Annotated in this window: 13 protein-coding genes; 7 read left to right on the plus strand and 6 right to left on the minus strand. The window is 69.8% G+C overall.

Annotated features, from left to right (window positions below; all coding sequences use genetic code 11):
* Positions 1–74: 74 nt before the first annotated feature.
* Positions 75–1,052, minus strand: a complete 978-nt coding sequence (locus OGL88_RS07235; protein ID WP_263090860.1) for a COX15/CtaA family protein — start codon at positions 1,050–1,052, stop codon at positions 75–77.
* Positions 1,053–1,304: 252 nt separating this feature from the next.
* Between OGL88_RS07235 and sufB the strand changes: the two genes are divergently transcribed.
* The 5 genes from sufB to OGL88_RS07260 all read left to right on the plus strand — a co-directional run bounded on the left by sufB (position 1,305) and on the right by OGL88_RS07260 (position 5,498).
* Positions 1,305–2,723, plus strand: a complete 1,419-nt coding sequence (sufB, locus tag OGL88_RS07240; protein ID WP_111083968.1) for a Fe-S cluster assembly protein SufB — start codon at positions 1,305–1,307, stop codon at positions 2,721–2,723.
* A complete protein-coding gene (sufD, locus tag OGL88_RS07245) occupies positions 2,724–3,989 on the plus strand; it encodes a Fe-S cluster assembly protein SufD (protein WP_263090862.1) in 1,266 nt (421 codons plus the stop codon).
* Positions 3,989–4,315, plus strand: coding sequence for a non-heme iron oxygenase ferredoxin subunit (locus OGL88_RS07250; protein WP_111083970.1), 327 nt, complete (start codon positions 3,989–3,991; stop codon positions 4,313–4,315). Before sufD ends, OGL88_RS07250 begins: the two co-directional genes overlap by 1 nt.
* Positions 4,316–4,386: 71 nt before the next feature.
* Complete coding sequence (sufC, locus tag OGL88_RS07255; RefSeq protein ID WP_111083971.1) at positions 4,387–5,169, plus strand: Fe-S cluster assembly ATPase SufC; 783 nt, start codon at positions 4,387–4,389, stop codon at positions 5,167–5,169.
* Positions 5,169–5,498: a metal-sulfur cluster assembly factor gene (locus OGL88_RS07260; protein ID WP_263090863.1), complete on the plus strand. Its 330-nt coding sequence runs from the start codon at positions 5,169–5,171 to the stop codon at positions 5,496–5,498. Before sufC ends, OGL88_RS07260 begins: the two co-directional genes overlap by 1 nt.
* A 355-nt stretch (positions 5,499–5,853) precedes the next feature.
* Here the strand turns inward: OGL88_RS07260 and OGL88_RS07265 are convergent, their stop codons facing one another.
* Positions 5,854–6,453 carry a biotin transporter BioY gene (locus tag OGL88_RS07265; RefSeq protein WP_123294377.1) on the minus strand — a complete coding sequence of 200 codons (600 nt, stop codon included), beginning with the start codon at positions 6,451–6,453 and terminating at the stop codon, positions 5,854–5,856.
* 115 nt (positions 6,454–6,568) lie between these two features.
* On the opposite strand from OGL88_RS07265, the gene OGL88_RS07270 reads away from it, so the two are divergent.
* A complete protein-coding gene (locus OGL88_RS07270) occupies positions 6,569–8,167 on the plus strand; it encodes an ABC-F family ATP-binding cassette domain-containing protein (protein WP_263090865.1) in 1,599 nt (532 codons plus the stop codon).
* Between the two features lie 329 nt (positions 8,168–8,496).
* Here OGL88_RS07270 and OGL88_RS07275 read toward each other — a convergent pair whose 3' ends face one another.
* The 3 genes from OGL88_RS07275 to OGL88_RS07285 are packed head-to-tail and all read right to left on the minus strand — an operon-like array spanning position 8,497 to position 10,204.
* Positions 8,497–9,477, minus strand: coding sequence for an SURF1 family cytochrome oxidase biogenesis protein (locus OGL88_RS07275; protein ID WP_263090866.1), 981 nt, complete (start codon positions 9,475–9,477; stop codon positions 8,497–8,499).
* A complete protein-coding gene (locus OGL88_RS07280; protein ID WP_374114431.1) occupies positions 9,474–9,782 on the minus strand; it encodes a hypothetical protein in 309 nt (102 codons plus the stop codon). The genes OGL88_RS07275 and OGL88_RS07280 overlap by 4 nt, the downstream gene beginning before the upstream one ends.
* Positions 9,782–10,204: a DUF3099 domain-containing protein gene (locus OGL88_RS07285; RefSeq protein WP_123312561.1), complete on the minus strand. Its 423-nt coding sequence runs from the start codon at positions 10,202–10,204 to the stop codon at positions 9,782–9,784. Before OGL88_RS07285 ends, OGL88_RS07280 begins: the two co-directional genes overlap by 1 nt.
* A 165-nt stretch (positions 10,205–10,369) precedes the next feature.
* On the opposite strand from OGL88_RS07285, the gene fabG reads away from it, so the two are divergent.
* A complete protein-coding gene (gene fabG, locus OGL88_RS07290) occupies positions 10,370–11,083 on the plus strand; it encodes a 3-oxoacyl-ACP reductase FabG (RefSeq protein WP_027465673.1) in 714 nt (237 codons plus the stop codon).
* Between the two features lie 115 nt (positions 11,084–11,198).
* Here the strand turns inward: fabG and serB are convergent, their stop codons facing one another.
* Positions 11,199–11,837, minus strand: coding sequence for a phosphoserine phosphatase SerB (gene serB / locus OGL88_RS07295; protein ID WP_263090870.1), 639 nt, complete (start codon positions 11,835–11,837; stop codon positions 11,199–11,201).
* Between the last annotated feature and the right edge of the window lie 73 nt (positions 11,838–11,910).

An 11,910-nucleotide genomic window follows, 5' to 3' on the forward strand; every position in this document is an offset into this window, starting at 1 on the left:
GAACGACACCCCACGAGTCGATCGACTCGTGGGGTGTCGCAGAACCGGTGTCGCGCGCGCGACGCGCCCGGGCGTCAGGCTGCGTCGAGTGGTTCGCGCACGGCTTCGCGACCGGCGCTGGCGCGCGTGGCGAGCACGACCGCCGTGGTGGCCCCGACGAGCAGTCCGGCGAGCACCATGTGCGTGCCCACCAGCCCGACGGGCAGACCGGTGCGGGCCTGGGTCAGGCCGACGGCGATCTGCAGGAACTCGACGACGAGCAGCAACAGCGCCCACTTGCTCGAGATCCGGAGCCGGACGGCGCCGACGACGAGCACGAGGGTCAGCGCGAACAGGGCGTACGCGGGCCAGGCGTGCACGTGTTCCATGACCGCGGGGTCGAAGCCCGTGCGGTGCAGCATCCCGCCGTCGACCGCTTCGTCGGCGCCGGCGTGCGGGCCACTGCCGGTCGTCAGGATGCCGACGAGCACGGTGACCACGACGGCGGCGACGGTGCCGCGGACGACGCCGGTGTACCAGCCGGGCACGAGGCGGTGGCGGGTGCGGGGCCCGTGCATCGTCCGGTAGACCAGGGCCGCGGTGACCGATGTCAGGGCGGCGGACACGACGAAGTGCAGCCCGACGACGAACGGGTTGAGGTTCGTGAGCACGCTGAGCCCACCGATGACGGCCTGGACCGGGATCGCGACGCCCTGAGCGAACGCGAGCCAGAAGAGTTCGGGGCGCGTGCGGAGCATCCGGACGACCGCCAGGAACATCGCGATCGCCACGATGACGAGCACGAAGGTGAGCAGTCGGTTGCCGAACTCGATGATCCCGTGGATGCCCATCTCGGGTGTCGAGACCAGCGAATCGGCCGTGCACTTGGGCCAGGTGGGGCATCCGAGGCCCGACGCGGTCAGGCGGACGAGACCGCCGGTGCCGATCAACACCACCTCGACCACGAACGAGGCCCACGCCAGCGCGATGACCCGGCGGTCGACGACCCGGGGGAGCGACCACCACCGTGCGGTCCGGAGATCCTGGTCGACGGGGGGTCCGACGCGAGTCACGAGGGTGGTGCCTTCCTGTTGTTCCGTGCAGTGAACCTGTAGGATTCGAGGGTTCAGCAGCAGTCAAGTCTAGGCAGGCGCCGGCTCCGAATGGGCCGAGATCGCCGATCGATCCAGGGACTGCGTGGAACCATTGTCGTTGCGAGGGAGCAGCACCGTGTCCGCCTGTCGGCGGTCTGCGGTGGAATGGCGTCCAGACGCCACGGGTTCACACCTGAAGACGCTGCCCCGCGAGAAGGAAACGAGGAGACCATGTCCGACGTGCTCATCGACCGTCCCGAGCTCGAAGGGCTCGGGCAATACGAGTTCGGCTGGTCCGACTCCGACTCGGCCGGGGCCTCGGCCCGCCGTGGGGTCTCGGACGAGGTCGTCACCGACATCTCGAACCTCAAGCACGAGCCCGAGTGGATGCTCAAGAACCGGCTCAAGGGCCTGCAGCTCTTCGGCCGCAAGCCGATGCCGACGTGGGGTGCCGACCTGACGGGCATCGACTTCGACAACATCAAGTACTTCGTGCGCTCGACCGAGAAGCAGGCGCAGTCGTGGGAGGACCTCCCCGAGGACATCCGCGCGACCTACGAGAAGCTCGGCATCCCCGAGGCCGAGCGCCAGCGACTCGTCGCCGGTGTCGCCGCGCAGTACGAGTCCGAGGTCGTGTACCACCAGATCCGCGAGGACCTGGAGCAGCAGGGTGTCATCTTCATGGACACCGACACCGCGCTCCGCGAGCACCCCGAGCTCTTCCAGGAGTACTTCGGCACCGTGATCCCGGCCGGCGACAACAAGTTCGCCGCGCTGAACACCGCCGTGTGGTCGGGCGGCTCGTTCGTCTACGTCCCCAAGGGCGTCCACGTCGAGATCCCGCTCCAGGCCTACTTCCGGATCAACACCGAGAACATGGGTCAGTTCGAGCGGACGCTGATCATCGCGGACGAGGACTCCTACGTCCACTACATCGAGGGCTGCACCGCCCCGATCTACAAGTCGGACTCGCTGCACTCGGCCGTCGTCGAGATCATCGTGAAGAAGAACGCCCGCGTTCGCTACACGACGATCCAGAACTGGTCGAACAACGTCTACAACCTCGTGACCAAGCGTGCGATCGCGCACGAGGGCGCCACGATGGAGTGGATCGACGGCAACATCGGCTCCAAGGTGACGATGAAGTACCCGTCGATCTACCTCGCCGGTGAGCACGCCAAGGGCGAGACCCTGTCCGTCGCGTTCGCCGGCCCCGGCCAGCACCAGGACGCCGGCGCGAAGATGATCCACATGGCGCCGTACACGACGTCGTCGATCGTCTCGAAGTCGATCGCCCGTGGCGGCGGTCGTGCGGGCTACCGCGGCGAGGTCCGGGTCGACCCGGCGGCCCACCACGCAGCGAACACCGTGCGGTGTGACGCGTTGCTCGTCGACACGATCAGCCGGAGTGACACGTACCCGGCGATCGACATCCGCGTCGACGACGTCCAGCTCGGGCACGAGGCCACGGTCTCGCGCGTGAGCGAGGAGCAGCTCTTCTACCTGATGTCCCGCGGCATGGCCGAGGACGAAGCGATGGCGATGATCGTCCGTGGCTTCATCGAGCCGATCGCCCGCGAGCTCCCGATGGAGTACGCGCTCGAACTCAACAAGCTCATCGAGATGAGCATGGAAGGATCCGTCGGCTAGATGTCCAGCACCACCCCTCCCCACATCGACCAGCCGATCGAGCCCGCGGCACCCGCCCAGGGTGCCGAACAGCACGGCGCCGGAGCCCACTCCGACGGCGGCTGGGACGCCCCGGACAAGAAGATCCCGGTCCAGACCCGCTCCGAGCGGTTCCAGTCCGGCGACCTCGAGGCGTTTCCGACCGTCACCGGCCGAGAGGTCAACTGGAAGTTCGCGCCCCTGGCGAAGCTCCAGCCGCTCCTCGACGGCGGTCTCGACGGATCCGCCTACCGGTTCCTCGCCCGCCAGTCCGACGGTGCCGACGTTGAGTGGGGTCGCAGCGACGACCCCCGCGTCGGGTCCGCTGGTCTGCCCGAGGACCGTGCAGCGGCCGCTGCGTGGACGGCGCGCGACGCCGTCCTCGCCGTCACCGTCACGGCGACCGAGGCGCACGAGTTCATCACCATCACGCGTTCCGACTTCGGCACGCAGCCCCGCGCGGCGCACACGGTCATCACGGCCGAGCCGCACGCCCAGGGCATCGTCGTGCTCGACAACCGCGGCAGCGCGCTGCTCAGCGAGAACATCGAGATCGTCGTGCAGGACGGAGCGCGCCTGACCGTCGTCAGCCTGCAGGACTGGGACGACGACGCGGTGCACGTCTCGACGCACTTCGCCGAGGTCGGCCGCGACGCCTTCCTGAAGCACGTCGTGGTCTCGCTCGGCGGCGACGTCATCCGGGTCAACCCCTCGACGCACCTCGGTGCGCAGGGCGCCGACACCGAGATGTACGGCGTGTACTTCGCCGACGCCGGTCAGTACATCGAGCAGCAGGTCTACGTGAACCACGACGCGCCGAACACGCGCGGTCGGGTCAACTACAAGGGTGCGCTGCAGGGCAAGGGCGCGCACACCGTGTGGATCGGTGACGTGCTCATCGGTCGCGCCGGTGACGGCACCGACTCGTACGAGCAGAACCGCAACCTCGTGCTGACCGACGGCACCCGTGCGGACAGCATCCCGAACCTCGAGATCGAGACGGGCAACATCGAGGGTGCCGGCCACGCGAGTGCGACCGGTCGCTTCGATGACGAGCAGCTGTTCTACCTGCAGGCCCGCGGCATCCCCGAGGAAGAAGCGCGTCGGCTCGTCGTGCTCGGCTTCCTGGTCGAGGTCATCCAGAAGATCGGTGCGCCCGAGCTCGAGGAACGACTCATCGCCGCGGTCGAGCAGGAGCTCGCCGAGGGCCGCTCGGTGATCGTCGCGCCGGCGGAGGCCGACGCCTGATGCCCACGAAGGTCTGCGCGGAGTCCGAGATCGCGGTGGACAGCCCGATGCGCGCCGTCGTCGACGGCACCGCGGTGGCCATCGTGAAGGACTCGTCCGGCACCGTGCACGCCATCGGCGACACCTGCACCCACGGGGACATCTCGCTGGCCGAGGGGTTCATCGAGGGCGACACGCTCGAGTGCTGGGCCCACGGCTCCCGCTTCTCGCTCGCCACGGGGAAGCCGCAGAACTTCCCGGCGTACGAACCCGTCCCGGTGTTCCGGGTCGAGGTGCGCGAGGGCGACGTCTACGTCGACGTGCACGACCCCGTCCCCGTCGACTGACACCGCCGCCCGGCCCCCACACTTTCCGCGGCCCGTCCGCGACACGACAGAAAACCGAAGGAACCCACGCAATGTCCACTCTGGAAATCCGCGACCTCCAGGTCTCGATCGACACCGATCAGGGCACCAAGGAGATCCTCAAGGGTGTCGACCTCACGATCAACGAGGGCGAAATCCACGCGATCATGGGGCCGAACGGCTCCGGCAAGTCCACGCTGGCGTACACGATCGCCGGTCACCCCCGGTACAACGTCGTCGGTGGGTCGATCACCCTCGACGGCGAGGACGTCCTCGCGATGAGCGTCGACGAGCGCGCCCGTGCCGGCATGTTCCTGGCGATGCAGTACCCGGTCGAGATTCCCGGCGTGACGGTGTCGAACTTCCTCCGCACCGCCAAGACGGCGATCGACGGCGAGGCCCCGGCCCTGCGCGGTTGGATCAAGGAGCTCCGCCAGTCGATGGCCGACCTCAAGATGGACTCGTCGTTCGCCGAGCGCAACGTCAACGAGGGCTTCTCCGGTGGCGAGAAGAAGCGCCACGAGATCATGCAGCTCGAGCTCCTGAAGCCCCGCTTCGCCGTGCTCGACGAGACCGACTCCGGCCTCGACGTCGACGCGCTGAAGATCGTGTCCGAGGGCGTGAACCGCGCCAAGGCCGCGACCGGCCTGGGCGTGCTGCTCATCACGCACTACACGCGCATCCTGCGCTACATCAAGCCGGACTTCGTGCACGTGTTCGTCGCGGGCAAGGTCGCCGAGCAGGGTGGCCCGGAACTCGCCGACCGCCTCGAGAACGAGGGCTACGACCGCTACGTGCAGGCTGCGGCCGCGTCCGCCGCTGAGGCGCAGGCCTGATGATCACGGCACTCGCCCCGGAGAAGTTCGACGAGGTCGTCGAGGGTCTGAAAGAGGTCCAGGACCCGGAGCTCGGCGTCAACATCGTCGACCTCGGCCTGATCTACGACCTGGCCTGGGACGACGAGGCCTCGGCGCTCGTGATCAGCATGACGCTGACCAGTGCCGGCTGCCCGCTCACCGACGTCATCGAGGGCGACACCGCGAACGCCCTCGACGGCATCGTGGACGCCTTCCGCATCAACTGGGTCTGGATGCCGCCGTGGGGTCCGGAGCGGATCACCGACGACGGGCGCGAGATGATGCGCGCGCTCGGGTTCGCGATCTAGTCGCGACCACACCGCAGACGGGAGGCCCGGTGCCAGCTGGCACCGGGCCTCCCGTCTGTCCGTGGTGGCGCCACGCGCGGGGCGCGCCGCCGAGCGGTCGCGACCGCCCGCTTGCGTCCGCCGACTGGTCACGTTCTGTCGGCTGACCGCGCTCCAGGCGGCTGATCGCGACCACTCGGTCTCCAGGCGACGGGGAGTCGTGACCGAACGACGCGCCCCGCAGGCGGCGTGTCCTGCGACTCGGCGAGCCGCACGGACCGCACCGGCAGCCCGGCCGCGCACGGGCAGCCCGGCCGCGCATCGGACGCAGAACGGCCCCGCACCGATCGGTGCGGGGCCGTTGTCGTGCGACGGGTCAGCGGCGGCCGAGCGCCTTCCACGCGAGCGGCACGATGCCCGCGGCGATGAGCGCCTTCGCGATTCCACCGACGATGAACGGGTACAGGCCGGCGGCGAGCACCGACTGCAGGTCGTTGGGTGCGCCGAGCTGCCCGAGCACGACCGCCAGGTACGGCAGGCCGGTCACGAACGGGATGGCGCTCGCGAGCAGCATCGCCACCGCGGCGCGCCCGAAGTGACGGTCCCAGTTGCGGCGGGCGAGCCAGCCGACGACGCCCGCGGCGGGGATGAACCCGATGACGTAGCCGAAGCTCGGCACGGCCAGGGCCTGCAGGCCGCCGGTCATGTCGGCGAAGAACGGTGCACCCGCGAGGCCGGCGACGGCGTAGACGAGCAGCGAGAGCATGCCGCGGCGGGCACCCAGGGTCGCGCCGACGAGCACGACGGCGAGCGTCTGCCCGGTGATCGGAACCGGCCACATCGGGACCTCGAGCTGTGCCATCGCGGCGGTGAACAGGGCTCCGCCGGCGACGAGGGCGGCGTTCGTGGCCAGCCCGTGCGTCCGCAGACGGTCGGCGAGGACTGCGCGGGGAGCGAACCCGGTGGCGTTCGTCATGGATTCTCCTAGAATGGACTGCTGGTCCCGTTCGGAACCATCGGTCCCGTCAGCGTAGCGGTGCACCTCACGCACACGTCGTTGTGCAAACCCACCAACTGATTGGACGTCCACTGTGCTTGCCGTGCACGAACTCGAGATCCGCGTCGGAGCTCGTCTCCTCATGGAAGACGTGTCCTTCCGTGTCGAGAAGGGTGACAAGATCGGACTCGTCGGCCGCAACGGCGCGGGGAAGACGACGATGACCAAGGCCCTCGCGGGTGAGACGCAGCCCACCGGCGGCAAGATCGAGCGCGGTGGTGAGATCGGCTACCTGCCGCAGGACCCGCGTTCCGGCGATCCGGAGGAGACCGCGCGCAAGCGCATCCTCGACGCCCGCGGTCTCGGTGAGCTCGTGGAGGGCATCCGCCTCGCCACGCTCGACATGGCGAGCGAGGACACGGCCGTCGCCGAGAAGGCGATGCGCCGGTACAGCCGACTCGACGACCAGTTCAACGCGCTCGGCGGCTACGCGGCCGAGGCCGAGGCTGCCTCGATCGCGTCGAACCTGAAGCTGCCGGACCGCATCCTCGACCAGCAGCTCAAGACGCTCTCCGGCGGGCAGCGTCGTCGCATCGAGCTCGCGCGGATCCTGTTCTCGGACGCCGAGACGATGATCCTCGACGAGCCCACGAACCACCTCGACGCCGACTCGGTCGTGTGGCTGCGCGAGCACCTGAAGACCTACCCCGGTGGCGTCATCATCATCTCCCACGACGTCGAACTCGTGGACGAGGTCGTCAACCGCGTGTTCTACCTCGACGCCAACCGCCAGACCATCGACATCTACAACATGGGCTGGAAGCTGTACCAGCGGCAGCGTGTCGCAGACGAAGAGCGTCGCCGCAAGGAGCGCGCCGGCGCCGAGAAGAAGGCCGCGACGTTGAAGGACCAGGCCGCTCGGTTCGGTGCGAAGGCCTCGAAGGCCGCCGCAGCGCACCAGATGGTCGCGCGTGCCGACAAGCTGCTCGCGGGTCTCGAGGACGAGCGCGTGGCCGACCGGGTCGCGAAGATCCGCTTCCCGACGCCAGCTCCGTGCGGCCGGACGCCGCTCATGGCCGAGGGACTGTCGAAGTCCTACGGGTCGCTCGAGATCTTCGCGGGTGTCGACCTGGCGATCGACCGCGGTTCGCGGGTGGTCATCCTCGGCTTCAACGGTGCCGGCAAGACGACGCTGCTCCGGATCCTCGCGGGCGCCGACCAGCCGGACACCGGGGAGATCCAGCCCGGCCACGGTCTGCGCATCGGGTACTACGCGCAGGAGCACGAGAACATCGACGTCAACCGCACCGTGATCGAGAACATGGTGTCGGCGTCGACCGACCTCAACGAGACCGAGGCCCGTCGCGTGCTCGGGTCGTTCCTGTTCACCGGGGACGACGGCTACAAGAAGGCCGGGGTCCTGTCCGGTGGTGAGAAGACGCGTCTGTCGCTCGCGATGATCGTCGTCTCGGGCGCGAACGTGCTGCTGCTCGACGAACCGACGAACAACCTGGACCCGGCGTCGCGCGAGGAGATCCTGAACGCCCTGGCCGGGTTCGAGGGTGCGGTCGTCCTGGTGTCCCACGACGCCGGTGCTGTCGAGGCGCTCAACCCCGAGCGCGTGCTGTTGCTGCCGGACGGCACCGAGGACCACTGGAACAAGGACTACGCGGAGCTCATCGAGCTCGCCTAGCGGGCGGTCACGACACCCCGCTCAGGTTCGCCGAGTGGTCACCATGTGTCGTCACCGTCGCCGGCGAGCGACGGTTCGTGACCGCTCGGCGGCACGCGTGCGAGCGCGTCGTGACCAGCGGCCGGGTGGCGTGCGGTGGTCGACGTGACCGGAGGACGGACGGGAGGCCCGTGGCGACGCCGCCACGGGCCTCCCGTCTGCTGTGCCGTCGGTCAAGGCAACCCGCTCGCGTCCTCCGAGTGGTCACCACGTGTCGTCACCGGCGTCGACGGGCGACGGTTCCTGACCGCTCGGCGGCACGCGTGCGGCGAGCGGCCCGGTGCAGCGCGTCAGCGGCGGGACGCGATCAGGTCGTCCTCGATCTCCGCGTCGGTCTTCGGCTTGGCGTCCTTGCGGCGCTGCCGCTCCTGGGCGCGCTCGCGTTCCTCCGGGTCGTCCTGGTTGAGGTTCCGGTACTCCTGCACCATCACGTACGCCAGGAACCCGAAGCCGCCGGCCGCGAACAGGAACCACTGGATGAAGTAGCTCAGGTGCAGGCCCGTGTCGGCAGTGGGGCGCTCCCAGCCGAGCGGGCGCGCCTCGGTCGGGGCGGGGGACTCGGAGGCGAGCTCGCCGTACGCGCCGGTCCAGATGGGGGTGTCGACCTTCTTCGCGACGTCCGCCAGCGTGACCGACTGCACCTGGTCGGTGTGCGCGGGGTCGGTGCGGCCGGGGATCCGCGGTTCGCTCTGCTGCAGGCGGACGATCGCCGTGACCTCGCCCGACGGGGGAGCGGGCACGTGGTCGGGGGCGTCCTGCGCGTTGCCGGTGGGGACCCAGCCGCGGTCCACGATGAACGCGCGGCCGTCGTCGGTGACCAGGGGGGTGAGGACCTCGAAGCCGGGCTGGCCGTTGTGCACGCGGTTGCGGACGAGCAGCTGTGCGTCGACGTCGTAGCGGCCGGTCACGGAGACGCGGAGCCACTCCTGCTCGTCCTGCCAGCTCGATGCCGTCGGCAGCGCCTGGTCGAGGGGGACCGGGGTGTGGTCGTAGTTCTGGGCGACCTGCTCGTTCTGGCGCACAGCTTCGTTGCGGCGGTCCCACTGCCACATGCCGAACAGGGCGCAGACGATCGCGAAGGCCACGGCGATCGCGAAGTACCCGAGCCAGCGGCGACTGCGGACGAAGTGCCAGCCGACGAAGGGCTCGTCCGGGTCCTGGGCGGGGCGTTCGTCGTCCGGTGCGGATCGCCGTGCGTGGTCGGCGGCGCGCTGCAGCTTGGCAGCGTGCTTCCGGCCGTACCGGGAGTGCGGGTCGAAGCCGTCGGTCATCGACCGGTGCCGGTGGAGCGCACCCCGACGTCGTTCTTCGGCGACGATGCCGGATCGCGTTCGTCGTCGAGCCGGTCGACGTCCTCGTGCATGCCGGTGACGCGCACCGGGAAGGTACGGGACCGCAGGTAGTCGGCGAGGAAGTCGCGGTGCTCTTCGCACGCGGCCCAGATCTTCACGCGGTCGGCGGAGTGGATCCGGGGATTGCGCCAGTTCACCCGCCACGCTGCCGTGTTGGAGCAGCCGGCCCGGGAGCAGACGGGGGTCGAGCCCGGTTCGGTGTGCAGGTCGAAGGTCGCGCCCATCAGCGGTGTCCCCACATCTTCGAGCGGTCGCCGTTGCGCTGCCACTCGTCCTGTGCGTGCTGCGCCTGCTGCCGGAGGCGGTCCTGCTCGTCGCGGTAGGCCTGGGCGCGGTCCTCTTCCTGCTGCTCGCGGAGGCCCGGGTCGACCGCGTCGTAGAGCTGCATGGCACCGGCGGGCGAGATCATGTCGCTCTCGGTCCGGCTGCCGGCGTTCGCGACGATGACGGCGACCCAGGGGATCACCGCGGCGAGGACGATCGGCACGACGGCGATCCAGGAGTGCCAGATGGAGTAGACGAGCACGGCCACGACGAAGAGCACGACGCGGATCGCCATCTGCCACACGTAGCGGGACAGGCGGTGCGCCCGGTCCAGCTCCGGCGAATCCGGGAGCGTGGTGATGCTGGTGTGCGTGCTCTTCATACAGATGGTCTCCGTCTACCCGTGGTCCAGCCTAAGCCTCCGGGGCCGATCGTGGGTGCGCCGCGCGCGAACGGGCTGCGGTGCTGGCTCCGCTACGCTCGTCCGGGCGTGTCCGCCGACCCGTCGGCACCACACGACCGCACACCACCACCGAACGGAGCGACCATGAGCACCCCCCGTACCGTCCTGATCACCGGCGGCAACCGCGGCATCGGCCACGCCCTCGCCGAGCGTTTCGTCGCCGCCGGGCACCGCGTCGCGGTCACGTCGCGCAGCGGACAGGGCGGACCCGAAGGGGCCCTCACCGTGCAGGCCGACATCACCGACACGGCCTCGGTGGACGCGGCCTTCACGCAGGTCGAAGCCGAGCTCGGTCCGATCGAGGTGCTCGTGGCGAACGCCGGCATCACGAACGACCAGCTGCTGCTCCGCATGTCCGAGGACGACTTCACGAGTGTCGTCGACACCAACCTGACCGGCACGTTCCGGGTCGTGAAGCGTGCCACCAAGGGCATGATGAAGGCGAAGTTCGGCCGCATCGTGCTCATGTCGAGCGTCGTCGGCGCCTACGGCCAGATCGGCCAGGTCAACTACGCGTCCTCGAAGGCCGCCCTGGTCGGCATGGCCCGCTCGATCACCCGTGAGCTCGGCTCGCGCGGCATCACCGCCAACGTCGTCGCGCCCGGGTTCATCCAGACCGACATGACGGCTGCGCTGTCCGACGAACTGCAGGCCGAGTTCAAGAAGGCGATCCCGGCGGCTCGCTACGGGACCGTCGACGACGTCGCCGACGCCACGCTGTTCCTGGCGAGCGACGGGGCCGGCTACGTCTCCGGCGCGATCATCCCGGTCGACGGTGGCCTCGGGATGGGCCACTAGCCAGCCCGCCCGGCCCGCCCGGCCCGGCCGGAGTCTCGGCCTGAGCGACACTGCTCGGGCCGCGCGGGCCGAGAAGTGTCGCCGTGCGCGAGACTCGGCTGCGAGGAGCGGAGCGTCAGCCGCGCAGTCCGAGCGTCGCGAGCACGGCGGACAGGTCGCGGTCCACGACGGCGACGTCCGCCTGCTCCCGCACGCGCGGCTTCGCGTCGAACGCCACCGACAGGGCGGCGACGCGCATCATCTCGAGGTCGTTCGCCCCGTCACCGATCGCGACGGTGCGGACGGCGTCGACGCCGTCGGCCTCGGCCCACTCCCGCAGGGCGACGGCCTTGGCGTGCGCGTCCACGACGTCGCCGAGCACACGTCCGGTCAGCACGCCGTCGGTCACCTCGAGCCGGTTCGCCCGGCAGTGGTCGAGACCGAGCTGCTCGGCGAACGGGTCGAGGACCTCGTGGAACCCGCCGGACACGACACCGACGGTCCCCCCGGCGGCGTGCACGCCGCGGACGAGTTGGTCGGCCCCCCGCGTCACGCGGACCGCTCGCTGTGCGCGTCGGAAGACGTCGACCGGGAGGCCCGCCAGGGTCGCGACACGCTCCCGGAGGCTCTCGGCGAAGTCGATCTCCCCGCGCATGGCGCGCTCCGTGATCGCCTCGACCTGTGGTCGGGTCCCGGCGGTGTCGGCGAGGAGTTCGATCACCTCGTCCTCGAGGAGGGTGGAATCGGCATCGAGGACGACGAGGAAGCGGGGCACGGACCAACGGTACCGACAGACGGAGGCACGACTCGCGTCCGTGACGCGAGCCGTGCCTCCTGACCGGTTTCCT

This window comes from Curtobacterium sp. RIT-PI-V, from assembly GCF_025642935.1.
GTDB lineage: Bacteria > Actinomycetota > Actinomycetes > Actinomycetales > Microbacteriaceae > Curtobacterium.

Coding starts and splice junctions, on each gene's coding strand:
- sufB (WP_111083968.1), top strand. CDS start 1,305: ATGTCCGACGTGCTCATCGACCGTCCCGAGCTCGAAGGGCTCGGGCAA.
- sufD (WP_263090862.1), top strand. CDS start 2,724: ATGTCCAGCACCACCCCTCCCCACATCGACCAGCCGATCGAGCCCGCG.
- OGL88_RS07250 (WP_111083970.1), top strand. CDS start 3,989: ATGCCCACGAAGGTCTGCGCGGAGTCCGAGATCGCGGTGGACAGCCCG.
- sufC (WP_111083971.1), top strand. CDS start 4,387: ATGTCCACTCTGGAAATCCGCGACCTCCAGGTCTCGATCGACACCGAT.
- OGL88_RS07260 (WP_263090863.1), top strand. CDS start 5,169: ATGATCACGGCACTCGCCCCGGAGAAGTTCGACGAGGTCGTCGAGGGT.
- OGL88_RS07265 (WP_123294377.1), bottom strand. CDS start 6,453: ATGACGAACGCCACCGGGTTCGCTCCCCGCGCAGTCCTCGCCGACCGT.
- OGL88_RS07275 (WP_263090866.1), bottom strand. CDS start 9,477: ATGACCGACGGCTTCGACCCGCACTCCCGGTACGGCCGGAAGCACGCT.
- OGL88_RS07280 (WP_374114431.1), bottom strand. CDS start 9,782: ATGGGCGCGACCTTCGACCTGCACACCGAACCGGGCTCGACCCCCGTC.
- OGL88_RS07285 (WP_123312561.1), bottom strand. CDS start 10,204: ATGAAGAGCACGCACACCAGCATCACCACGCTCCCGGATTCGCCGGAG.
- fabG (WP_027465673.1), top strand. CDS start 10,370: ATGAGCACCCCCCGTACCGTCCTGATCACCGGCGGCAACCGCGGCATC.